Consider the following 24,234-nt stretch of genomic DNA (forward strand, 5'->3'; position numbering starts at 1 on the left):
ATCCTTGTAAAGGAAGTAAAATCACTTACTATCTAAGGAGTAACAGGTATGCTTTCGTAATCTACACTCTGCTCAGAATGATATGCATTTACACGAGACGCCCATTTTTCCTGGAATTTAGAAATAGTTGTCGGTACAGCTTCTACTGCTCCAATAATTGGCGATACTGTTTTTACTGCCACTTTACGTGCCGCTTCTTTTACTTTCGGTAAAGCTTCTTCCATTTCTGAACTAGCATTTTGAATTTGTTCTTTTGCACCGAGAAAAGCAGATACTGTTTTTACCGCTAGCTTTCTTAGCCCCTTTCTCGCTTTTGGTGACGCTAATATAACCGCTGCTACTCCAACCGCTATACCGATTGGTGATTTCATAAATTGAAACATGTACATTTCTCCTCACTTAATTTTTTCGAATTTGTAAAATGAATCAATCTTATCCTACCAAGTAAACATGTAATTCATTTCATCACATCCTTTTTTTGTAAAAAGTATATATAGAGTATATATTTACGTTTGTATTATTTCAACAATTTATTAGTTTTTTGTAAATTTTATGTTAATTCAGAAAATATTTTTGTAAACACTCCTATTCCTATGCAATTAAACAGGTAATATATTCCATGTTTTATTACTCAATTGTTGAAATTATATTGAGAATTTATTTTGTTTTTTCGCAAATCACAAACTAAGACACGCACTTTTACGAAACAAATTTTATATACTATAAAAAATGCTACAAGGAGTGATTTTCATGAGCTTATCTTATTGGAAATACGCGATTCTTACTCATATCACTGCAAATTTCCGTACCTTTTTATTCAATATCATTGTCGCTATTTTAGGAGAAATCGCCCTCTTTCTTGTCCTCAGTTTTATTCCAAAAAGATTTCATAAATTTTTTGCATAAAAAAGCCTGAGTTCCTATCTATCGTAGAACTCAGGCCACTTAGCCTTATTAAATAATGGGAACTTGTTACATAGATTTCTCAATACCCAATCTGGTATTAGGGAGAATATATCAGCGATTTTTTGAATATATCAACGATTTTTCAAATATATCGATTGTTTCTTTCAATATATCAACGGTTCGACACAACATATCGATTTACCAACAAATTGCGACATGTTTTACATGCAAAATACCGACATAACTTTATACAAAAAAGACGACCGAAACCCGGTCGTCTTTTCCTATTTATTTCGGAGCATTTCCTACATATTGCGTAATATCAACATTTAATGCCTGCGCTAAACGCATACCGTATTCTTGATCTGCACGGAAGAAGTTACAAACAGCTAATAATTTTGTGCGTTCATTTACGTCTTTTAGATCATTTGTTAAGTTTGCAATTAAGTTATCTTGCTCTTCTTTAGAGAATGAACGGTAACGCTCACCTGCTTGTTTGAAGTCATTTGGTTTCTCAATTTTTTCACGAGATACATAGCCTTCTACTTTCATAGTTGAATCGCGGTAAGCTTTGTCTTCAACTGGATTCTCTGCATGACGACTCGGTTCGTAGTTGATTGTAGATGGGTTTTGATTCACTTGCATCGCACCATCACGTTGTTGATTATGAACAGCTGCGTATGGGCAGTTTACAGGAATTTGTAAGTAATTTGCACCAAGACGATAACGCTGTGTATCTGGGTAAGAGAATAAACGACCTTGTAATAATTTATCTTCCGATGGCTCAATACCATTTACAGTTGCACTTGGAGAGAACGCTACTTGCTCTACTTCTGCAAAGAAGTTTTTCGGATTACGATTTAACGTCATTGTCCCTACTTCCATTAATGGGAAGCGATCTTCTGGCCATACTTTCGTTGGATCTAGTGGATCAAAGTCTAAAGAGTCCATTTCATCTAATTGCATAACTTGTACGTGTAAATCCCATTTTGGGTAATTTCCTTTTTCGATTGCATCGAACAAGTCACGAGTTGCATGATTGAAGTCTTTCCCTTGTACTTCTTGCACTTCTTTCGCATTTAAGTTACGTACACCTTGCTGTGGTTTCCAGTGGTATTTAATATAAACAATTTTACCTTCTTCATTAATCCATTTAAATGAATGGACGCCGAAACCCTCCATTTCACGATAGCTTGCTGGTGTACCGTAATCAGAAAATACCCATGTCATCATATGTGTAGATTCTGGACTTAACGTCATGAAATCCCAATAACGATCTGGCGTTTGAATATTCGTATCAGGTGCTGGTTTTAAGGAATGTACCATATCAGGGAATTTAATTGCATCACGAATGAAGAAAACTGGTAAATGATTACCTACGATATCGTAGTTTCCTTCTTCTGTATAAAATTTAACAGCAAACCCACGTGGGTCACGTGCTGTTTCAGGAGAACCTTGACCATGAATAACCGTTGAAAAACGAACAAATACAGGCGTTTCAGTTCCTTCATTTTGTAAAAATGCTGCTTTCGTATATTGCTTCATACTATTTTTCGTTACGAATACACCGTGAGCACCTGCACCACGTGCATGCACAACACGCTCCGGAATACGTTCACGATCAAAGTGCGCAAGTTTTTCTACTAAATGATAGTCTTCTAATAATACTGGTCCACGACGACCAGCTGTACGAGAATTTTGGTTGTCTCCAACTGGAGCACCTTGGTTTGTTGTTAAGCGATTATTTGGATTCATCTAGGGGGATCCTCCTCTTTCTTTCGTAGTAATCATTATTTATTTAAAATTATTATAAATTAATTATTATTTAAAACTAAATCTTTGTCAACTATTTCCTTCACTTTTTTGGAAACAATTTCAGCCAAACAGTCGATAAATGCAGATTGTGCATTCGGCATATTTGGTCTGAAATATTTGGCATTTAATTCATCCGTTACAACTTTACATTCATAATCGTTGTCATATAAAACTTCTAAATGCTCCGCTACAAAACCAACTGGGCAATATACGAAAGATTCGTACCCATGCTCTTCATATAAATCTTTCGTTAAATCTTGCACATCTGGACCAATCCACGGATCTGGAGTATTCCCAGCACTTTGCCAACCCGTTGTATAGTTTTGAATATTTGCAGCTTCTGCAATTAAATCTGCCGTATGCTTTAGTTGTTCTACATATGGGTCTCCTGTTGCAATAATTTTTTCTGGCAAACTATGCGCTGAAAAAATTACGACTGCTTTCTCTTTATTATCAATTTCTGTAAACGTCTCTTTTATTTGGTCTGCCCAATACGAAATAAATTTCGGTTCATCATACCATTGTTCAATTGGTTCAATAACAGGACCACCAATTTCTTGCGAAAGACGAATAGCACGGTCATTATACGCTTTAATGCTAAATGTAGAGTAATGTGGCGCTAATACGATACTAATCGCTTGCTCAATCCCATCACGCTTCATTTCTTCTACCGCATCTTCTATAAATGGTGCAATATGTTTTAAACCTAAGTAACAAGTAAATTCATACTCTGTAAATATGTTATTCATTGAATCTGTTAATTTATGCGCCTGTTCTTTCGTAATTTTTGCAAGCGGTGAAATTCCACCAATCGCTTTATAGCGCCCAATTAAATCTTCAAGCGCTTCTTCTGATGGCGTACGCCCGTGACGGATATGTGTATAATATGCCTCTACATCGTCTAATGATTCTGGTGTTCCATACGCCATTACGAGTAAACCTATTCTTTTCTTTGTCATCTATATAACACCTCAATTTTATAAATGAGAATCTTTTTCAGAACGTTTGTTTCCAATTATAACAAGTAATAATAAGTACGTCAAAATAATAATTCTAATTAAGTATTATTTATAAGGTGATTTTGAATTTTATATGATAATTTCTTTAATAAAAAGCGACTTACATAATTGTAAGCCGCTTTTCCCTTATTCCTTAATATTTACCCCATATTCTTTAAACCAAACATGAATTTGTGCTAAATGAGCTAAAAGCTGTGGCCCAGTCATCAATTGACCAAACACCATATAAATACAACAAAAGAGCACAGCGTGTATATATCGTGCGCTAACACTTTATATACCGTTCACCTGAGCTGACCAGGTAAACACTTGCTATACTCTCATGAGTTATTGTACATCATGCAGGGTATATTAAGCAACGTTTACCAAATTATTGGTGACGTTGCTTTTTTGTTTCCAAAAAGGAGACAAATCGTTATGGAAAAGAAACAAGGAATTACAATTATTGCGGGTAATGACACATACGAAAACCTAGCAACATTTAAAACAGTCGATGAATTAAACAAAACTGTTCGTGCATACAAAGAAAAATTCGTAGATCAGTTAAATAAAACTCAATTGGCTGTATTAAATAAATTACACAACTACTCTTCTAAGTTCTTTGGTGTATCATTCAGAACAAAAAAACACATCGCTGAAGACCTCAATATTAGCCGTAGAACGGTTATTCGCGCATGCCTACACTTAGAGTCTTTAGGTATTATTAAACAACTAGAAATGAAGCGTAAAAGCGATATGAGACAAACAAGCAATGCGATTGTTATTCAACCAATCATTGTGAAGGAACAGGTTGTCACACAAGCACCTATTAAAAATGAAGAAAAATGTCACACCAATAAAACAACTACTAAAACCTTAAAACAAAATATAAAAGATATAAACAAACGTAATAGTAATGAGAATAGCAATACTCCAAAAGAGAATATTGAACAAGCTAACTTTGTTGCTCACTGGGTACCAGAACGTTTTATTTCTTTAGTTAGCTCTTTTTACAGTGAATCTAAAACAATTCAAGAACTGTGGAAGGTCGTAAGACAGTGTAATAAAGTTACAAACTTCTCTACAGGTGATAAAGCATTTACTAAAGACCAGGAACTTACTATTGGCTTAAAAGCTATTAAAGAGTTTGTTATGAAAATTAAGTCTGGAACGAAAATGAAAAAGGGTAAATTCGCTTATTTCAACGGGATTGTAAATAAATTAATGGACAAGTTCTACTTTGATAAAGAATTTATGACCATATAAAAAACACCTAGCTAAATTAACTAGGCGTTGCGATTTTCAAAATATCCATGAATTGAATCTTATGTATTGTATTTAGATCTTCACTTACTACAATTCTACCCATTTGTTGTTCCAGTTTAACAATTTCACCTTGAATAATAGTTGGTTCATTAAATTTTCTATACACAGTAAAGACTAATTCTGTATCATCCTGTACCGCCAATTGTATTAATTCAGCAGCTTCTTGTTGTTCAAATTCATCCATGTATGGTCTAGGTTCCTTCTTTGAACCACTTTTCTTCTTTGGTGGTTTTGGTACTCCATTTGTCATATAATATCACCTCATTGAGCGTTTTAAGCGTACTGATATTTTGTTCTTACTTTATCAACAGATAGTATATTAGCTAATTTCATTGTTCTAACTTGTTGTTTTTTCATGCAATACACCAATATACGATCTTCATATATCTTTCTAACAATTACAGTTCTTTGAGAGAAATCTCCTGAACCGTTTAAATATATTAATTCAATTGGTACTTTTTGATTGAATGAGCATGTAAGTAAATGATTCATAAAATGACCTCCACAAGAACGTTTGTTTGTGTAAATTATAGAACAATCGTTCTGTTTCGTCAATAAATTAGAAACGAACATTTACAGGTATTACATGAAATTGGTATGATTTAGGTATTATACCAATTTTAATTTTAAGGAGTGGATTTTTTGTTAAACGCATTAGAAGTGATACTATTTCTAGTATCTATTGTGTCAATTATCGTTCTAGTTATAGGCTTATTCATGCCTAAAATTGTATTACGAGGAGAGAAAATCAATCGTTTACGAGTAGTAAAAATTTATCTTTCTACAGCTCTAATTTCATTTATTGTCTGTATGGTATTTATTAATTTAGATCCTTCTCGCAAAAGCTCTGCTACCAAAGAAACCGTAACACAAGAAGAATTTGTTTCCTACGCTAAAAATATTAGAGGAGCAAGCTTCGTAAAAGAAATGAAAGTAAATAATAATCAAGCTGAAATTATTTTCTATGATTCATTTGAATCTTATAAAACTGACAACCCTGACAATAAATTAGATGATAAAGCATATAAGCAATACTTTTCAACGGGACATACAATTGAAAAATTATTAGTAAGCGAACCAGCTAGACTACTAAGACAATTCCCAACTTTAAGCACTGTAAAGATGACAATACCATTTGAAGGGAAAACATACAGTATAAATTTAGATAGAAAAGAATTAAATTCTTACATTGGATATAAAATAGAGAATTTAAAAACTGAAGATAAATCTTGGCAACAGAAGTTTGATAAGCCTTATGTTTATGACAAAGACAAACGCAGTGCATTCTTCAAAAAGTTTGTTACTGTTAAATAATAAAAATCCAAAGTCTCTCTTATACAAGTGGGACTTTGTCTACTACTCTTAAGGAGGGTTTTTCATGAGTTATGATACGATTGCATCACTACAACGCATGCAGCAATTAGAACAAGCTCAGGCTGCTGCGGGAAAAAGATTAGTATTACAGAGAGATCATAAAACTGATAATATACTAGCTGCACTTGCAATTATCTTAGCTATTCCAACATTTTGTTTATCTCTTATATTAGGAGTTATTATTTACTATATAAGAGAATTCACATGCAAAACATACTTAGTTAAAAATGTAGCTACAGGTGAAAAATTTCATGTGGATAAGCAAGAATTTAAAGAATATAAAAGGAATTTTAAGAAGAAGAAAAAACAAGTTAGAAGAATTTCTGATTTATAATAAACCCTATCCTTATTAAAGTTGACGGTGATTATATTGCGACGTACAAGCTTACTCAAGGAAAATACTTATCAAAAGATTGTTTTAAGAGCTGATTCAGAAAAGAAATTAATTGAGATTAAACAAGAATATTTTAAAACACAAAGCATAAATGAAATTAAAATGACTTATGATGAATATATTGAAATGGATAAATTAGTAAAAGAATGCGTTGATAATTCTTTAAGGCAACAATACAAATCAAATCCTAATAATATTTTTTGGGGAATGGGACCACATCTAGTGGACGATGAAAAAAGAATTGTCACAGTGACAGATAATAAAAACCGAAATTTATCTGTACAAATAACTAATAAACATGTTGTAAATGTAATTGAGACCTTTAAACATGAAAATCAAAGTTTTGTTCTAAAAATAAACTTTGACGAACTTAGAGGTATTTTTAGAAGACTCCATTACTTTTTTAACATACTCAATAAAAAAAGCCGACTCAATTAAGAGCCGGCACTTTTTATGTTTACTATTTAATTTCTACATAATAAGAACTAGCTGTAATATAGTACACATTACCTCTACTATTCTTTACTTTATATTGTGAAGAGCCATTTACAGATACTTTATCAAGGATAGTAAATCCTAATCCTTTATCGACAGTCCCTGCTACATCCCTATCTAACCAGGAAGGTTTTGAATAGAATCGTAAGTCATTCACTTTAGAAACAACACGTTTACCTTCCACAGATGAAGATTCCTCTTTATAGCGAATGTATGATGAATCATTATAAACCCACTGATTCCCTCCAAGATTCAACCAATTTCCTACTTTACCCCAGACTTTATATGCCTCACCTTTTTGTAATTTACGAATAACACTATTTGTTGTGGATGGACCAGAACGAAGGTTTACATTGTATCCATCAATATACGCTACTCCCACTTCATTAATAACACCAGGTACTTCATTTGGTTGCTGTGGCTTTGGTTTAACTGTAACTGTTTCGCCTTCATACGCCTTTTGTACATCCGCTCTAAATTGTGATTCTGATACACCATGACTGCGAAGATAGTCAATCGGATCTTCGTGATCTGTGCCACCAAGCTTATACGTAATATCTTTATGCGTCCACAATCCAATGCTTGGATGGATATTTCTATCTTTTAAAATTTTAGCAAGTAACTTTACATATCTTTCATATGATTTTTTAAATTTAATAGAGTCACTAGTTTCAGAGAGCTCTACATGAACAAATCGCTTATTGGCCGCTGGACCTGCTCCCCATGCTTGATACTTAGTAGAAGCAATTTGGATTGTTTCATCCCAATCTGTCGCATAATGTACAAATGCAGAGCGCCATGTTCTTGCCTCGTAGTTTCGGATATTAATAGCAGGCGCTTCAGGAGTTGCTGTAGAATGTGCTACTACACCTTCATACGCTCCATATCCATTGCGATATTCAACTTTAGGTAACCCTGGAATAATCATTTCTCGATCAGCAAAAACACTACCTGTTGAAGTAAATGCAATGATAGCTGCCGTAGAAATTGAGGCTAATAATTTAATAGATTTTTTCATTTGTCGTCACCATTCCCCATAATTTTTTGTTTAATGTCTGATACATCCTTTGCAAGTGAACCGAATGCTTTCGCTTGTTCTTCGATGACTGCCTGGTTTTTTTCGATTACTTTTTGATACTGTTCTTCACGCTGTTCATTCTTTTTTTGCGTAGTAAAAAGCATCCACACAAATAACGCTGCGAATGCTCCTTGTTGAATCATTGAATTGAAAATCTGTTCCTCCACTGTTCTTATCCTCCTTTTAGCAAAATAAAAAAGCCTGCTTATGCACGCTTAATCTGTAATATCTAAATTAAAAAGCTCATCGCAATATGGATGACATTTCCATTTTGAACACCATTCAAGAAAATTCCACCATCACTTTTAACTGTAACTTCACAAGCCGTTGGTCCATTGCCATATGCAAGTGCTGGGAAAGCAATATTTTGTACAGGGCGAAATCCAGCCGGAAGGGTTGCAAATACTGTTGTATTTGCTAAATATTTAACTGATCCAATGACAGATATTTGTTCCCCACTTCTCTTGTACTTCAAAATTCTATCAGGAATATTCTCTACCCCAGTTGTAGGAAGGTTAATCCAACCTGTATCATTTGCTTGTCTAATTGTCCCATCTGTTCGAAATTCTACTCTTTTAGACCAATCCCAAGTATCCCCTTGTTCTTTTGTGGAAGGCGCAAAAATCAGCTCTCCTTGCGCCCCTTTATGAATAACTGACTTGAAAGAACGACTTCCCAAAACAATTGCATTATCGCTCTTAAATTCAAGTAATCCATTTATGATGTCGCCAGCTTTTTTTAGAAGATTATCAGCAAAAACATTGAATGTCCCAGTAGGCGATTTTTCAAACAATACTTTATTATTTTTCCAGTCTTTTAAATATAATTGACCATCAGAGACTCCCACAAGACCGGTATCTAATAGCTTATCCTCACTATTGAATCCAACTCCGATATTCGAACCGAGTGTCGGTCTCATTGTTAGATACCCTGTCATCATCCCGCCTGACCGCTTTACGACGTCCATTTTATCAACAGCTTGTTGTAAAGCATCTATCGTTTTCTTAAGAACCTCAAAATCAGAAATATAATTTTCTATTTTAATATTTCCTTCTTTCACATCACGTCTTAATGCAATTCGAATGTCTGGTGTACTCATTCGTTCTGTATTTTTTTCCATCACAAAATAAGCTGTCCAATCATCCGATGTAGAAACAGCTTGAGATGTAAACGAATATGAAAACACACCATTCTTTGCATCAACTATTTGAGCATCATCTCGAATGAATACTCCTGTATGATTTGTCGCTTCATATTTAACCACATATCCTGTTAAATCCACCTTCTCCCCTTTTTCTCTTACGTACACCGTAAGCTTCAATCCATTCTTGTCATTCTGCCGAGAACGAATTGTTTTTGTAAACACAGGATCTGCTAAATCTATCATAATTTCCTCATTTCGCATGACTACACCTCTTTCTAGCTACTCCTTTTTACGTGTCTGGGCGGTCTTCTCTGACGTTTTACTCTGTTCCTATTCTTTATGTTTCCTTTAGGTTTTAACGGCTCTAGTTCTTCCAATTTGGCGTCCGTTTTCATCACATACTCTTGAAACGCGCTTGTCAATTGTGAAAGCATCCCGTATAGGCCTACACCATTTTCCTCTGCTTCTTTTGGAATAACTAAACCATAATGTGTAGGAATTGCATCTGTAGTAATCGTTGGCTCTCCTTCTTTACGATTCATACGCATCTCATACAGTTTTGGAATATCGTTTTTCAAATTGTACTGTTTAATTTCCCATTCCATTACCTTTTCAAGTGCGCTGAATGCAATAGGCCGGATATTAGTTTTATATGTTTCTTTTGAAGAAACTTTGAAATCTGAAGCGATTATCCCGTGATAATACGATCCAAGAGCTGTCTTTATTTGAATATAACCATTTTCGTAACTCGAATTTCGTATCATTGCATTTGGAAGTACGATATCTGTATCTCCTCCAGATGAAACCCCAATACTCGCAATCCAATTGTCATTACGATAAAAGCGGAACTGATCTTTGACTTTAAACCTCATATCACTTTGAGCATTTAGGACAATCATTTTGTCAGCATCAAGCATTGCATTCCCTGTTTGCGAAAAGTATAAAGAAGCTGCATTCAAGTAGCCATTGCCATCGAGTCCCTTTGTAATTCCAATTCCACCAGACTTAACACTTGTATCTGAGAATTGGTATACCATAATAGCTCCATTTGCCCCTGTGGAATCTGAATCTCCACCTAAAATAAGAGTAGGCTGTATTTCATTTCTACTATTTTTGTAATACCCTACAAACACCCTTGTTTTAGATGACTCATACAAACGTATAAATTGCTTTGAAATATTTACATAGTTCACACTATCTGAAGTTCGTAATGTTGCACCTGTTATTTCTCCACCTTGCACAAGATTTCCACTCAACGTACCTGCAGTAATAAAATCAGCAACAATTCTGCCGTCACTTGTAATAGCAGTTCCATATGGTCCATTCACCCCTGTGGAAGAATACCCTAATCCATTCAGGTTCCATTGCCAAACCTTTTTAGCACTCTTTTCATCTTTCGTGTCCATAATTAAAATACGATCTGGATAAATACGGACATGTCCTCCGAACCCTGAATTAATAAGACTTGTAGCATTTGCTTTTGCTGCATCCAAAATAGAGCCTGGCATATTGGATAACTCTTCTTGTACCAGATCAACCCTACCGGAAACATCCGTAAAGGATTCTTTGAAGTTACCAATGGTTATATCCAGATACTCTTTTTTTATTGGATCATATTTATAAGCAATTACCTTCGCCTTTATATCAATACCATCTTCTTGATGCTCAACCGTAACCGTATCTGCCATATAAACACTCTGTAAATGCTTATAATCCTTATACTCTTCCGTTTGTGATAACTCCTGAAACTTAACGTTATAATTTGCTTTAGGCTGATCAACCTTTTGAATAGCAAACATATCCTTAGCTGCCTGGCGTAATAACCTATATGCTTCTTCTAACGGAACTGCATCTTCATCGTCAGCATTTTCACCAATAGCTGCTTTAATATGTTTAAATTCAACAACTTTGATTTTAGGATGAGGATACTTATTTATAAGTGGGCTATCCACATACTTTTCAGGAAGAAATAACCCATCAAAACCTTGTGGCATGATTCTAGTTATGGGACTTTTCCAATCCACATTACCTTCATATCCTAATAAATCTTTCTTATGACGAATCACTACTCCACGATCCATACCGCGATTTAGTAGCATCTTCACATCAAAATTATCTCGCTTTAATTCGCCGCCCCAACGATTAACAAATGAATTGTCTTGACTAGAATCCAATAATGCTTCCACAGGATTTTTACGGACAATACGTGCACTTGCTATCTTTGGTACATCTGAATAAAACTGAAAAGGATGCTTGTATTGGCATCCTGCTGACATACGATTCATAGCTCCATTACCATTTGTTGTTTCAGCAAAAATGTCTTCAATTAGGTTTTCTGTTAAGTCGTAAAAAATGTGATAACATTGCGCTGTAATCTCACCCATACTGACTTTAGGAGCTGCCACTCGAAATAGTTGTTCACCATCAGGAGTTGGAACTTTAATAATACTCATTCCCTCTATTTCCAGACCACGTGGTGCAAACAATGGATAACTAAATGAAAATAAAAATAAACCATTGAGTTCTTCCTCAACAGTTGCGTTATAAATATTTTTATCTAAAGCCCCTATACCATTGTGCGTAAAGTCAGTCTCATTTGGTTTATATAAAGTAATCATTTATATCTCCACCTAGGTCGAATTTCCATGAATTGAATTGCTCCTGACCACTCTATTGTATTTTCTCCTACGTTGAATATAGGGAACTGCCCAACCATTTTATTATTCATTGATATGGTATCGGTATATGCTTCAAGTATTTCTGAGTCTATGACAACAGAACCATTCACATCTTTTATTTGAAAAGAGACGTCATTGATTGTTATACGGAAAGTACCATTTCCCACAATCCAAAACTTAGGATCAGATTCAATTGTACCTGGATTATAAATTACACCAGGTTTGGTCAGCTTTAGATTTACATCCTCTGTATATTCAAAGGGATCTAGCTTAAAATCCACTTCAAATTCACCGTGTTCTTCAATTTCATTTACAATATCACCTACTACAACATGTTTAATCTTTCGATACACATCATCATCAGTAAAATATAATGTTTTTCCATTCATCAACCACGACTTCATACGTCGCACTAACGGCTTAATATTCTCTTCTTCAAGCATATTGAACTTTATTTTTAAAGGAACGTCTTTAAACGCCCCTTTTTTTGTAAGTGAACCATGTCTACCAGACACTTCAATATGTTCTACTTCTTGTTCTGCTGTAGGAATAACAGGGCGTCCTACTATACATATTCCGTAGTCACTTGCCAACTGATTATCGATACCTATGTCTAGCAATTTAAGTCCTCCCTATTCCTATTTTTGAATTACGCCCTTTTTGAGCAAGTGCATCATCTATTTTTCCGACCATGCGGTCGATATCACGATCATCCCTCACTGAAGGATTATAAATATTAATTACAGTTGGTTCAGTAGACATTGTTGCTGCAATCCCTTCACCAATCTCACCTAATGTCTTTTTATTCAACGGTAAAACTGCTTCTCTCCCCGCTTCTCCTGCACCTTGCAACTGACCATTACTCATACCGAAAATGGTAGGTCTAGTAAAGATACCGCCTTTTGCACGCCATTGCACATCGATACCAGATGGGAAAGTAATGTCTTTACCCAAAATATTTTTCGTACTAGTCTGCAGACTGAAGTGTGGCATTTTAGGCATTTCCGGTTTCGGAATCTTTAATTTCAAATCACTGAAAAACCCTTTGATTTTATCAATGAATCCCTTCACTTTATCTACCGCATCTTTTATTGGATCAACGATAAATCTCTTTGCTGCATCAAATTTTTCTTGCGCTGCATTCTTTACAGAATCAAATTTTTCCCGTGCCGTATTGTACATATCATTGAACTTCTCTTTTGCAGAATTATAAGCTGAAATCACTGGATCAATAATATATTTATAAACTAGATTCCATGCCGTAAGTGTATAAGATTGGATTTTGGCCCAATTACCTAGTATCCAATTCGCTAAATCATTCAATTTTTCTTTCGTTGCATTCCACAATTCCTGAACAGGCTGAATGACATATTGTTTTACTAGATTCCACGCTGCGGAAGTATATGATTTCACTGTCTCCCACTGTGAATTTAACCAAGAAACAAGCGTACCGATCTGTTCTTTAACCCAATCCCATGCTTCTTGAACAGGTTGAGTAATATATTGTTTAAATAAGCCCCAAGCAACTTGTGCAGCAGCCTTTATAAGTTCCCACTGCGTACTAAGCCATGTGACTAATTCGCCAATTTTTGCACTTATCCAATCATACGCTTCCTGGATGGGTTGTATAATATATTGAGATATTGCAGCCCATGCAATTTGTGCCCCTGCTTGAATGAGTAGCCAACCTGCTTCTAAAACTGTGGAAACTGCTGAAATAATCGGATCTAAAACTGTAAGTATTGTATCCCACGTTTCTTGCCAAGCTGTCTTTAATTGATCCCAAATAGAAGTTGCCGTTTCAACAATACCCGTCCACAATCCACTGAAAAATTCACCTAAAGGAGACAATATACTATCAGCTAATTCAATGAATGAAGACCACGATTCTAAAAAATAATCAGTAATACCTGTCCAAATTTCCGATGCCGTATCAGAAATTCCCGTCCATAGATCTGTAAAAAATTGACCAATGGGTTCAAAGAATTCATTTACCATATTTAAAAAATCTGACCAGGCTCCAGAAAAGTAATCAACTGTGGATGACCAACCATTTTCACAAGTTTGAACTATGCTATCCCACAATTCACCAAACCAATCTTTAAATTCAGACCACTTTTCAGAAAGCCAATCCGTTATGGCACCCCAGTTTTTTATTAACATGATAATACCAGTTATCACTAAGGAAACTGCTGCAATGGTAGCTATCACAGGTAAAAATGCCAAATTCAACGCACCAAATGATACGGCTAAAGCTGCTACAATTGGAGTTAGAATAATAAACGCCGTACTCAATGCACCCATCACAATTAAAAGTGTTTGATCGGCTTCAGACAATTTACTAAACCAATCCATTACAGCTTTAACCCCATCAACAATTGGAGGCAAAATATCTTTAGCTAATTCTGCAAATTTCTTTCCAAGTGGTTCTAACGCCGCCTGTGTTTCTCTTAATGCTTTTTGAAACTGCTGCCCCAAAGATTCTTCCTGAAGTTTCTTCATTTCATCCATACGTCCAGTTACATCCCCAAGACCACCATTTACATCATTTAAACTTAGTACGGCTTCTGCACCCATGTCTTCCCATTTAGTACCAAATAAAGCAACACCAATCTGGTTTGCCTTTACTTTGTCATCCATCTTTTGAAGATCGCCTAACACAGCATTGAATACATCGGCTGCGGTTCCCTTACCTTCATTGAATGATTTCCATACTTTTTGTGTCTCTTCAGATAAATCACCAAATCCTTCTGATACACCTTTCGAACCATCTTGTACACGGATACCAAATTCCTTCACCAGGTCATTGATATAGTCTAAGTTATACGAACCGCTTTTTGTTCCATTTGCTAAAATCGTAAACATTTCTTGAGCACTAAAGCCACCTTGTTTGAATAAAGGCGCATATTCAGAGAGGTTATCAAATAACTCATCTGAATAATTTAGACCTTCTTGAGCACCAGCAGCAAGTAAATCAAATGTTTCTTGTGTAGATAAACCAAATTGACTCATCAACTGCCCTGCACCACGAGTCGCTTCGTTTAAATCAACATCGTAAACTTTAGCTAATGTTAAAACGTTTTCCGATGCACCTTGTAATTCTTCATGTGGAACATCGCGCATATTTTGATAGACCTTTATAAGTGCATTGTCTACCTCTTCAAGATTTTCACCAAAACCTTTTTTCCAAGTATCCACAGCAATCTTTTGAAGGTTTTCGGCACCTTTTCCAGTCAACCCTAATGAAGCTTGAATTTTCCTCTGTGATCCATCAAACTCTATTGCTGTATTTACAATTGACTTTCCCATTTCAATCAATTTTTCGGATATTCCTTGTAGAACTTCAGCAGCTTCCATTAAATTGTTCATATCAAGTTTCTTATTGATTTCCGCCATACCATCCGCCGCTTGTGAACCACTCCGCCCAACACTCTGTAATGAGTTTTCAAATTGCTTTAATGTCGTTTTTGCTTGGTTTAATTTAGCCTCAAGTTGCTGCACTTCGGTAGAATTCTCACCATACACACGCTTTGCTGCGCTCAACTGTTGTTCTAAGTTGTGGACGACCCTATCAGTCATTTCCATTTGCTGGCGTAGTTGTTTCTGTGCTAATTCCAACTTATCAGCTTCACTAGCGTTTGCTCCTAATTCAGCATTCTGAAGTTTAAAAGAGCTTGTTAGTTTCTTTTGTTCTGCCTCAAGTTTCTTAGAATTCTCTTGTAAATCAAGTAAAGTCCCACGTGCTTCCCTAGCTTCAATTGCTTGCTCGGAAAGACCTTCATTCACTCTTTTCATTGCATTATCAAGAGAAGTTTCAGCACGTTCAGCATCAAGCAACTTCCCGTACATTTTATTGAGTTGTTCGGCGGTTGTACTTGTGTCCTTGGACATAGCTTGATATTCAGCACGTAACATAGCTGTACGTTTCTTGGCTGCTTCCATCTGAATTTCAAGCTTCTTCTTTTCAGCAAGAAGTTTATCAGTCATCGTCGCATCTTGGCCCATTGCCGCAATATGATTTTTATATTCTTTCGCTGCATTATTCATAACCATATTGATTTGTTTCAATGTATTTGCATACTGAACTTGGCCATCCATTTTAAAATTAAGAACAACGTTTCTTTCTTTACTATTCCCAGGCATTTTCTCACCTCATTCTTATAGGAATGGTGTTTGATCTAGCGTGTAGATTTGTTTCGTTTTCTGCTCATGTAACGCATCCGGATTGTTGTATCTGAGATGCATAATGAATTGTTTTGAAAAATGTGCCGGTGTGATTTTCAAGAAGTCATTCATACTTAAACCAAGCAACGTATTACCAACATAAAAATAAAAATCCCAGTCCAATTCGGACTGAGATTCCTCGTTTTTAGTCAGTATGTTTTTTACTTTTTTTCTTGCTTGAGCTTCTCCATATCGGAATGTTGGAAGTTTTGATTGTTAAAAATGTTAAATACCACTTTGAAAATATCAGGTAAATCATAAAGCGGAATTGAATTTTTCACTTCTGTTGGTGTACACTCAGTACCTCCACTACGCATCATCGCGTAAATTAAAGATCGCATCAATTTCGCTTCATTTTCCCCTAAGCTAAATTGTTCTTTTGCCAACATTTCGTTCATATCTTTTTCAAACTCATGATATGGTTTCCCATAAGATTCTTCCACATAAGGAAATGATTCAAACGTAAAAATAACAGGGATATCAACACCCTGTATTTTGATTTTATTTAAATTTATATTAACGTTAACTAAATCACTTAAACGTGCCATAAATACCCTCCTTATTTACCTGTTTGAGTCGTTCCACCTAGCTGCGCTAGTTGAGATTCATCACAAATTACTTGTTTTAGGAAATCTTCAGCTTTAATTCCTTTTGCCTCTGGATCACCAGTATCTAATTCAGCTTGTGTTACATCATTAAATAACAATGGATCTGCTGTAATTGTGTAAGCAATATCATCCACAGTCATTTCATCACCTTGTGTTTTCCAAGATTCCTCTACTGGAGCAACCGTACATTTTGGATACCAACGTAATATTTTTGTTCCATCATTTAAAGGGAATACAACACCTACTGCGAACTTTGGATACGCCTTCGCCTTCGCTGTTTCAAAAGACACACCTTTTTTACGTGTTTTAGCAAAGATTTTATCTTTTACTTCACGATTTAGACCAGCAAGATTAAAAGCTAATCCAAACGCTGTATTTTTGACAATGTTAATAATTTTTTTGTTAGATGCCCACTTTGTAAAATTAGTAGAAGTAGTAGAAATCGTTAAATCAGAAATATTTGTTTGTCTATAAACGATATCCTCATAAGTTGGTAGTGCACTAGAAGTTTCATTTCCCTTCATCAAGCACAGATATAAATCTTCAATCCCTACGGAATATTGAATTTCTTTATTTTCAATTGTCATGTATATCATCCTCACATTCTATCAATTATTTTTTGTGCCATAATATCAGCAATTTTGTCACCTTCTGCATCAAAGGTATTCTGAACAAAGTGTTTTCCTTTCACACGTCCCTTACCATTTGCTTTTTTATGGCCATGTTCAACTAAGTACCAATACCAAGCTTCATCTTTAAATTCCACAGATACACGATCATCTTTCACAACAACCTTTAGGCTATCCCTTAAATGTGTCCGCTTGTTTTTACTGGATGCCTTAATTTTTGGTTTTAATTTACTCGCAAAATACTTCGCTGCTTCATCCAATACATCCAGTTCGACCTTTTTATTCACACGTAATAGCGTATTGATATCTTCTAAAGCTTCAGCAAAACCATTGTTATTTGAAGCCATTATTGGATACACCTCACATACGTTATAAACTGCGTGATAGTGTCGTCGTTCTCGTCATAATCCATTCCATCAAATTGAGAATAAGACACGCCTGCTTCGTTAAAAACAACCTTTAACGGCTCATAATCTTTTTCAGTTCTATTTGTGATAACTGCAATTTGATAAAGTGGCATATCCTTTATAACTTTATTAGAAGCTCTTTTCTGTTGCTCATTCACAAATTCATACACAATGTAAGGATAATTTGCTGTTGTGGGTGCACTATCACGATAAACTGGAATGCCTGACTTCTTCATAATGTCTCGTAACTCTTGAAAACTAATTTGCATAAGACAGTGACACCTCCATCAATCGGTCTTCTTCTTTTACGTAAATACGCTCAATATCATAAATACGGCCGTCAACTTTTACACGATAATCCTTTTGATTGTTTTCAATCTCCCGATCAATACGAACTTCAATTTTCTTTACAATTTCATTCATATCTTTTGTCGTGAATTTATCAGTGGCTGTAACTCCAATATTGTTATATCGAATTTTCCGTTCTAATGGATATCCCATAACAGGACGGTCTGTTTCTGGATCAATGGTCTCCCCTAGTTTAAGTAGCTCACCCATCCATTTGAGTTTATTCGTCTTCCTCTTCGGCATCATAAACCTCCTGGACAAAGAATGGTGTCAAAGCATCAAGTGCTTGTTCTAATTCCTTTTCTGATACACGATATTCATAAAAAATACCCGCGCACATAATGACCAGGTATTTCACTTCTCTTCCACATGCTTTTTTTACATATCGTTGACCTTGCTCAATATAAAAAGAGAGCAAAGAATCATCCATGCCCTCTTCCCAATGAATATGAGATTTTAATTTCTCAATTAACTCATCCATATTAAGCTCCAGTAGAAGCTTTTACTTCATAACGATAAACAGTTGGTTCAAATGGTGAATAGATTAGTTGAGCATCAAGTAATGAATACAACTTAAATCCTACTCGGTTTGTATTAGTGAATAATTCTCTTAATACTTCTAATTCTAATGAACCAGTAACATCTTGAATTTTGAATGAAGAGAAGTCACCAAAATAGAAAACAGGTGTATCTTCTTGTCCTTCTTTACTGATTTCTTCCTCTTCTTCCACCAGATAGCCTAACAATTTATAATCACAACCATCTTGAGCTTGTTCTAAAGGTTTTAATAATGGGAAACCATCTTTAGTTTTCATCTTCTCAATTTTTGTAATCGCTGCTGTATTAAGCACCCAACGGGCTTTTTTACGAACAACTTTTGGCACACTATTTTTCATTGAAACAAGTTGATCATATAATTCAACATCCTCTGCTGTCGGTTTATATTCTACTGCTTTTTTAGCTAGTGCCCCTGGATTGACATTATCAGTTTCGTCGCCATGAACCATATAACGGACTTCTTTACGAACATAAGCTTTCTTTAATTCATCCATGACAATTTGTTCAATTGGTAAACCTGATTGTTTTAATAATTTTTTCGTTACAGTTGCTAATGCATCAAATTCTGTAGGTTCAAGGTATACTTCATCGAATTCAATGTCTGTTTCAGGGATTGGATTTGAACCTGTACGTTCTTTCTTATGACCTTGCGCTGTAGCCTTCTTAACTAGAATTGGATATTTCATATTACCAGTTGTTTTTACACCTTGGCCAAGTCGACGCAAGAAGTTTTCTTCTTGAGCATAAGTAATAATTTCACTAGCAATGACTTCTGGAACTGTAACTGAGCCATTACCTGCTTCGATACCTAATGCACGTGCTTCCATTTCTGAAATGTTACCAACAACAAAGTTAGCAAATGCTGAACGAATTTCTTTTTCCTTCGCTTTAGTTGATTTTGCATTACGAGTAGATAATGCTGATTTAATAGCTGCCATTGCTGCTTGACGTTGTTCCGGACTTACACCTGCATTCCCTTCTGGATTTCCAGAACGTCCTTCTCCACCTTCACCAGAACCTTCAGTGCCAGCATTGCCAGAACCTTCCTCTCCTTCTTCGTCGCCTTCGTCACCTTCACCCTCATCTTCAAGGTTAGCTAAAGCATCAGCAACGTCTTGTAATTGCTTGTTAATTTCATCAATTTCTTCTTGAATTGCTGGTAAGTCTTCAGCACGTAATTCAGGATTTTCAACTTGTGTACGTAATTCTACTAATCTTTCATTGCTTCGTTTTTGTAATGCTAATAATAATTGTTTGTTCATTTTACTTTTCCCCCAAGATTTGATTTATTTGTTTAATCATTTTCATTCGTTGTTCTATTTCTTTGCCAATTTCTTTGCTACGAACTAAAGATACTTCCGTATCGTCATAAGCTGGTATTGAAACAACCGATATTTCATAAAGTTCTACTTCTTTAATGGTCCTTAATGCTGGTTCAACATTATAATCCCAATTCTCTTCGGTTATCCAAAATCCAAATGAGCATTGGTTAATATCGCCCCTGGACATACTCTCAGCTAAATCTCGACCAACAGATGTATTAGGTAATTCAATTTCGAATTTAAGTCCTTTTTCATCCTCTTCTAGTCTCAATGTACCGCTTTTCGTTCTACCCAGGACATTATCCCAGTTGTGATTGAATAACGCTCTAATATCACTATTCTCAGAAAGAGAACGAGCAAATGCACCAGGTTCAATAACTTCATCAAACCATCCACCAATAGTTGTCTTTGAATTAAACACGGCTGCATAACCAGTTATCCTGGAAGGTTGTTCTTCCGTAGCGTCCCTAGTACTTAATTTAGTGATGTCAAATGTCCGTGTTTCCTTTGTCTTTGCCATTTCCATCACCTCCCTTCAATGAATCATCAGTTGCATTTTTCATACCGATTTCAGTCAAGTCATTTGAAATATAGATAGCTTGTGATTCAGGTGTATTTTGCATAGGGAATCCAAGCATATCCGCCACATTATCTGGTGATGTAATACCAGTTCGAACAATGTTGTAAGCAATGTTTGTTTTCATGCTATAAGTAACAAAATCAAGGATATTAATTTTGAATTTAATGCGTTTATCCGAATTTCTGCCGAAAAAAAGAAGACTCAAATGGTCTTCAAAATTTTTCATTATTGGTCTAACTGCTTTATTGTGGATATACATCATTGCTTTCTCAATATCTTCTTTGATTAACTCTGTGTATGTGTCTACATTTATGCCTAAAAACTTACCCAAATCCTTTTTATATACATTTAGATATGCCAGAGTCTTTTCGTCATCTAACGGACTTTTAAGCGTTTCTATTGCATATCCTTTTCCGAGTGGAATCATTTTAACGGACCTTGCATCATCAATGGATTCCAATTGATCTAAAATAGCGTTAATAAGTTTAGACTGTGCTGCATTTTGTGGATTAATATGGGCATCTAATTTTAGTAGGAACGCCAATAATCCACCTTTTTTATACTTATCCGTCAAAGTTTTTTCTGCTGACATAACACCCTCAAGTGTATCTTTTCCTAACTCAAGAATACCTTTTCCTTTTAAGTGGTCTGCCCCAATGTTTTTCATATGACGAATCATAAATGGTGGGATTTCTTCTCCATTTACTTTATAGTGCTCTACCAATCTATCATCCAATTCTGTATAAACATTAGTGGCTAAATGTAATTGGTCACCATCCAACACTGGAAAGGTTTCACCTTGAAGTAAATAAGTATTTGTCATTAACTTAATGAATTCGGACTGTGTAAGATAATTGTTAGGATTCTTTAAAATTTTAAGAGCTGAATCATTTTTAATTTCCTTACCATCTTTGTCTTCCACAACAATCTCAGCCAGCATCATTTGATTACTTATATCTTGTAGTAACTCATAAACATCGCTAGACTCTAAAATAGTATCGTCAGTGACGTATCTCCCACCATATCGGATAGTATTGTTGAATATATCTTCAAACCAACCACGTTTTTCAGCTTGTCGATACAAATAATTTGAAAACATACTCCGTAAGCCCATTTTCTCACCTTCTTTCTATCTATAAATTTCATCAATTAATTCATCCATGCCTTCTTCAGTTATGCTGTCCATAACCATCATCGTTTCTTTATGAGCACATAAAAAAGCAACAAATCCATCAATCTTCTTTTTGGACTGCCGCTTACTTGGTGCTTTCATTCCATTGATATTTGTTACAACCACAACGTTGAGAGCACAATACACAAACAAAGGGTTATCAGTCATGATACGTTTTTCATAAATAAGTATTTCTGCATCATCCATCATTGCATTCATAACATTAGGCCACTGACTTACCGAGATACATTCGAGGCCAAGATTCTCAAGTTTTTCAATTAACTTTTGTGACATCGCTGGGTCATAGTTTATTTGCTGCACATCATATAAATTCATGCATTCTACAATGTAATCCATAACCTGATCCTGGTTTATCATCTTTCCATCACAAAAAGTAACAAAACCACGTTCAACCATATAAGTATATGGAACATTATCTTCCTTCTCGCGATGTTCGATATCTTCATTAGGTACAAAATACATTTGTTTAACCTTCAATATTGACTTTCCATCTTCGGTATAACCAGCGTTAGGGAAATTCAAGCTTACACATGTTAAATCGGTTGTTTTCGATAAGTCTAAACCGATATAGCAAGTTTCACCTGTTAAATCACCCAGGTCTTCCACAAGAACATGTTCAACTTGACCTTGCTCAAAGAAGTTCTCAGCTCCATTTACGAATACATTCAAATGTTTAGAAAGAAACTCGGCTTTTTTATGTGCTGAACGTGATGCTGAGATAAATTCCGTTTCAAGTGCACTCATCGTTACAGATACACCAATGTTTGGATTAACCATTGCCCAAACATTTCGGTCTGTCCAATCATAGTTCTTGTTAGGTTCGTATATCATGACGAAACTTGAATCATTATCATCACGTTTCAATACTTCTTTTGCCTCACGATATACTCGCATACCAACTGATGAAGAACCTTTACCAGCCGTTGATATATTAAACATAATCGGCTCAGCACGAGAAACCTGTGCTGATTTAAAGTTATCGTACTGATCCATATTTTCTTGAGCATGAAGTTCATCATTTAGAATGAAGTGTGGATTGGAACCCTCAATGGATTGAATATTTTTACTCATTACAATGAATTGGTTCTGATAAGCCAAATCATCACGAATATAATCATATGTCACACTAGAAATCGTCCCTTTTGGACCTTTATATATGTGTGAACAATCCATTAATACATCATGGTTCATAATTGTTGCTGCAAATGGCTTTGCTGCATATTGAGCCTGGTTAAAATCACTCGCACAACAATAACAATCGGCACTAAGTACTCCTTCACCGTACATCGCATAACCAAGAGCACCAACACCGATTAAAGTTTTACCATTTTTCTTAGGAACTTGAATGTAGGCTTCTCGAGTAACTCGGACAATTTGCCCTTTTTCATTCTCATGAACCCATCCATATATCCATGAGTAAGCAAATTTCTCCCAATCTTCCAGGATAAAAGGTTGTCCTGCTAAATCACCTTTCGTATGACGGACAAACGTTTCAACCCAATCCATCATTTCATTCGCACGGTCCACATCGAACCAAATATCTTTACGCTTTTTCCATTTATAATAACGATCTACCATCGCTTTGATAGTATCGGGATATTTTTTAGGATTCTTTCTTACTTGTTTTGCATAAATATCTGCATAGTTAACGCCACGTTCAATCATTTTGCACCACGCCATTTTGCACGATGTTTGTCTAATTCACTAACCTTTGCTTTAGGCTTTTCCACCTCTTCATTTTTCCCAACAGTAGAACCACCAGTGACATATTTACCTGGTTTAGCCTTATTTGTAAGCCCCAATAAATCCAATGCTTTTGTCTTCTTATCAGCCCAAGTTTCTACTTGCTGCGCCAACGGATGCTTTGAATTATTTGTAGCTCCTACTTTATTGGTGTGACGTTGAGTAGGTGGAAATCCTTTCTCTTTCCATTCGATAAACATCGTCATATAAACTTCGAAAATATCTAAATACGATTCAATTAATGGATCTAAAGTAAGGGTGTAAATATCTGCATCACGCATGATTTTTAATATCCGATTTTTTTCAGCTTCTGTTTTATCGGCAACAATTTTTTGACGCTCTTTTTTCGTAGACATTTCACACCCCCCTTTATTTTTTTAAAATGTTGTCTAACGATAGAGATGCCCCCTACGCT

Annotated in this window: 27 protein-coding genes and 1 pseudogene; 4 read left to right on the plus strand and 24 right to left on the minus strand. The window is 35.4% G+C overall.

Annotated features, from left to right (window positions below; all coding sequences use genetic code 11):
• Nucleotides 1–32 precede the first annotated feature (32 nt).
• The 4 genes and pseudogenes from QCI79_RS06700 to QCI79_RS34950 form a co-directional block, all read right to left on the minus strand.
• Nucleotides 33–383: a YtxH domain-containing protein gene (locus tag QCI79_RS06700; RefSeq protein WP_000486133.1), complete on the minus strand. Its 351-nt coding sequence runs from the start codon at nucleotides 381–383 to the stop codon at nucleotides 33–35.
• An 811-nt stretch (nucleotides 384–1,194) separates the two neighbouring features.
• The gene (gene katB / locus QCI79_RS06705) at nucleotides 1,195–2,661 is read right to left on the minus strand and encodes a catalase KatB (RefSeq protein WP_001069180.1); all 1,467 of its coding nucleotides are present in this window, start codon (nucleotides 2,659–2,661) and stop codon (nucleotides 1,195–1,197) included.
• A gap of 59 nt (nucleotides 2,662–2,720) precedes the next feature.
• The gene (gene hemH / locus QCI79_RS06710; protein WP_000163133.1) at nucleotides 2,721–3,680 is read right to left on the minus strand and encodes a ferrochelatase; all 960 of its coding nucleotides are present in this window, start codon (nucleotides 3,678–3,680) and stop codon (nucleotides 2,721–2,723) included.
• Between the two features lie 186 nt (nucleotides 3,681–3,866).
• Nucleotides 3,867–3,959 (minus strand): annotated as a pseudogene (locus QCI79_RS34950) (aspartate--ammonia ligase); the annotation flags it as partial.
• Nucleotides 3,960–4,157: 198 nt separating this feature from the next.
• Here QCI79_RS34950 and QCI79_RS06715 point away from each other — a divergent pair.
• The gene (locus QCI79_RS06715; RefSeq protein ID WP_071699944.1) at nucleotides 4,158–4,985 is read left to right on the plus strand and encodes a helix-turn-helix domain-containing protein; all 828 of its coding nucleotides are present in this window, start codon (nucleotides 4,158–4,160) and stop codon (nucleotides 4,983–4,985) included.
• 16 nt (nucleotides 4,986–5,001) lie between these two features.
• Here QCI79_RS06715 and QCI79_RS06720 read toward each other — a convergent pair whose 3' ends face one another.
• Nucleotides 5,002–5,295: a YolD-like family protein gene (locus QCI79_RS06720; RefSeq protein WP_071699943.1), complete on the minus strand. Its 294-nt coding sequence runs from the start codon at nucleotides 5,293–5,295 to the stop codon at nucleotides 5,002–5,004.
• Between the two features lie 23 nt (nucleotides 5,296–5,318).
• Nucleotides 5,319–5,537, minus strand: coding sequence for a hypothetical protein (locus QCI79_RS06725; RefSeq protein WP_071699942.1), 219 nt, complete (start codon nucleotides 5,535–5,537; stop codon nucleotides 5,319–5,321).
• 141 nt (nucleotides 5,538–5,678) lie between these two features.
• Between QCI79_RS06725 and QCI79_RS06730 the strand changes: the two genes are divergently transcribed.
• The 3 genes from QCI79_RS06730 to QCI79_RS06740 all read left to right on the plus strand — a co-directional run bounded on the left by QCI79_RS06730 (nucleotide 5,679) and on the right by QCI79_RS06740 (nucleotide 7,251).
• Nucleotides 5,679–6,359, plus strand: coding sequence for a hypothetical protein (locus QCI79_RS06730; protein ID WP_242325392.1), 681 nt, complete (start codon nucleotides 5,679–5,681; stop codon nucleotides 6,357–6,359).
• A 64-nt stretch (nucleotides 6,360–6,423) separates the two neighbouring features.
• Nucleotides 6,424–6,753, plus strand: a complete 330-nt coding sequence (locus QCI79_RS06735) for a hypothetical protein (protein ID WP_000119474.1) — start codon at nucleotides 6,424–6,426, stop codon at nucleotides 6,751–6,753.
• Nucleotides 6,754–6,789: 36 nt separating this feature from the next.
• Nucleotides 6,790–7,251: a hypothetical protein gene (locus QCI79_RS06740; RefSeq protein ID WP_021728101.1), complete on the plus strand. Its 462-nt coding sequence runs from the start codon at nucleotides 6,790–6,792 to the stop codon at nucleotides 7,249–7,251.
• A gap of 22 nt (nucleotides 7,252–7,273) precedes the next feature.
• Here QCI79_RS06740 and QCI79_RS06745 read toward each other — a convergent pair whose 3' ends face one another.
• The 18 genes from QCI79_RS06745 to QCI79_RS06830 all read right to left on the minus strand — a co-directional run bounded on the left by QCI79_RS06745 (nucleotide 7,274) and on the right by QCI79_RS06830 (nucleotide 24,175).
• The gene (locus QCI79_RS06745; protein ID WP_325816320.1) at nucleotides 7,274–8,326 is read right to left on the minus strand and encodes an N-acetylmuramoyl-L-alanine amidase; all 1,053 of its coding nucleotides are present in this window, start codon (nucleotides 8,324–8,326) and stop codon (nucleotides 7,274–7,276) included.
• Nucleotides 8,323–8,553 (minus strand): BhlA/UviB family holin-like peptide, encoded by a 231-nt coding sequence (locus QCI79_RS06750; RefSeq protein WP_000392439.1) that lies wholly within the window; start codon nucleotides 8,551–8,553, stop codon nucleotides 8,323–8,325. Before QCI79_RS06750 ends, QCI79_RS06745 begins: the two co-directional genes overlap by 4 nt.
• A 62-nt stretch (nucleotides 8,554–8,615) precedes the next feature.
• Nucleotides 8,616–9,791 (minus strand): BppU family phage baseplate upper protein, encoded by a 1,176-nt coding sequence (locus QCI79_RS06755; RefSeq protein WP_071700037.1) that lies wholly within the window; start codon nucleotides 9,789–9,791, stop codon nucleotides 8,616–8,618.
• 14 nt (nucleotides 9,792–9,805) lie between these two features.
• Complete coding sequence (locus QCI79_RS06760) at nucleotides 9,806–12,148, minus strand: phage tail spike protein (protein ID WP_093998174.1); 2,343 nt, start codon at nucleotides 12,146–12,148, stop codon at nucleotides 9,806–9,808.
• Nucleotides 12,145–12,828, minus strand: a complete 684-nt coding sequence (locus QCI79_RS06765; RefSeq protein ID WP_087988259.1) for a phage tail domain-containing protein — start codon at nucleotides 12,826–12,828, stop codon at nucleotides 12,145–12,147. The genes QCI79_RS06760 and QCI79_RS06765 overlap by 4 nt, the downstream gene beginning before the upstream one ends.
• Before the next feature lies 1 nt (nucleotide 12,829).
• Nucleotides 12,830–16,351 carry a phage tail tape measure protein gene (locus QCI79_RS06770; RefSeq protein WP_353842240.1) on the minus strand — a complete coding sequence of 1,174 codons (3,522 nt, stop codon included), beginning with the start codon at nucleotides 16,349–16,351 and terminating at the stop codon, nucleotides 12,830–12,832.
• Nucleotides 16,352–16,366: 15 nt separating this feature from the next.
• Nucleotides 16,367–16,555, minus strand: coding sequence for a hypothetical protein (locus QCI79_RS06775; RefSeq protein WP_087988275.1), 189 nt, complete (start codon nucleotides 16,553–16,555; stop codon nucleotides 16,367–16,369).
• Between the two features lie 38 nt (nucleotides 16,556–16,593).
• Nucleotides 16,594–16,980: a hypothetical protein gene (locus QCI79_RS06780; protein ID WP_043939509.1), complete on the minus strand. Its 387-nt coding sequence runs from the start codon at nucleotides 16,978–16,980 to the stop codon at nucleotides 16,594–16,596.
• A gap of 11 nt (nucleotides 16,981–16,991) precedes the next feature.
• Nucleotides 16,992–17,627 (minus strand): major tail protein, encoded by a 636-nt coding sequence (locus tag QCI79_RS06785; protein ID WP_016125430.1) that lies wholly within the window; start codon nucleotides 17,625–17,627, stop codon nucleotides 16,992–16,994.
• An 11-nt stretch (nucleotides 17,628–17,638) separates the two neighbouring features.
• Nucleotides 17,639–18,016 carry an HK97-gp10 family putative phage morphogenesis protein gene (locus QCI79_RS06790; protein ID WP_000157916.1) on the minus strand — a complete coding sequence of 126 codons (378 nt, stop codon included), beginning with the start codon at nucleotides 18,014–18,016 and terminating at the stop codon, nucleotides 17,639–17,641.
• The gene (locus QCI79_RS06795; protein ID WP_093998176.1) at nucleotides 18,016–18,345 is read right to left on the minus strand and encodes a hypothetical protein; all 330 of its coding nucleotides are present in this window, start codon (nucleotides 18,343–18,345) and stop codon (nucleotides 18,016–18,018) included. The genes QCI79_RS06790 and QCI79_RS06795 overlap by 1 nt, the downstream gene beginning before the upstream one ends.
• Entirely contained in the window at nucleotides 18,335–18,667 is a 333-nt protein-coding gene (locus QCI79_RS06800; protein WP_242325701.1) for a hypothetical protein, read from the minus strand. Before QCI79_RS06800 ends, QCI79_RS06795 begins: the two co-directional genes overlap by 11 nt.
• A complete protein-coding gene (locus tag QCI79_RS06805) occupies nucleotides 18,645–18,905 on the minus strand; it encodes a head-tail connector protein (RefSeq protein WP_000343863.1) in 261 nt (86 codons plus the stop codon). Before QCI79_RS06805 ends, QCI79_RS06800 begins: the two co-directional genes overlap by 23 nt.
• A 1-nt stretch (nucleotide 18,906) precedes the next feature.
• Nucleotides 18,907–20,244, minus strand: a complete 1,338-nt coding sequence (locus QCI79_RS06810; RefSeq protein WP_325816337.1) for a phage major capsid protein — start codon at nucleotides 20,242–20,244, stop codon at nucleotides 18,907–18,909.
• Nucleotide 20,245: 1 nt separating this feature from the next.
• Entirely contained in the window at nucleotides 20,246–20,824 is a 579-nt protein-coding gene (locus QCI79_RS06815) for an HK97 family phage prohead protease (protein ID WP_087988202.1), read from the minus strand.
• Nucleotides 20,793–21,998: a phage portal protein gene (locus QCI79_RS06820; protein ID WP_071699993.1), complete on the minus strand. Its 1,206-nt coding sequence runs from the start codon at nucleotides 21,996–21,998 to the stop codon at nucleotides 20,793–20,795. The genes QCI79_RS06815 and QCI79_RS06820 overlap by 32 nt, the downstream gene beginning before the upstream one ends.
• Nucleotides 21,999–22,013: 15 nt before the next feature.
• Entirely contained in the window at nucleotides 22,014–23,741 is a 1,728-nt protein-coding gene (locus tag QCI79_RS06825; RefSeq protein ID WP_071699992.1) for a terminase large subunit, read from the minus strand.
• Nucleotides 23,738–24,175: a P27 family phage terminase small subunit gene (locus QCI79_RS06830; RefSeq protein WP_071699991.1), complete on the minus strand. Its 438-nt coding sequence runs from the start codon at nucleotides 24,173–24,175 to the stop codon at nucleotides 23,738–23,740. Before QCI79_RS06830 ends, QCI79_RS06825 begins: the two co-directional genes overlap by 4 nt.
• Nucleotides 24,176–24,234: the final 59 nt, after the last annotated feature.

This window comes from Bacillus cereus group sp. MG1, assembly GCF_040460035.1.
Taxonomy (GTDB): domain Bacteria; phylum Bacillota; class Bacilli; order Bacillales; family Bacillaceae_G; genus Bacillus_A; species Bacillus_A cereus.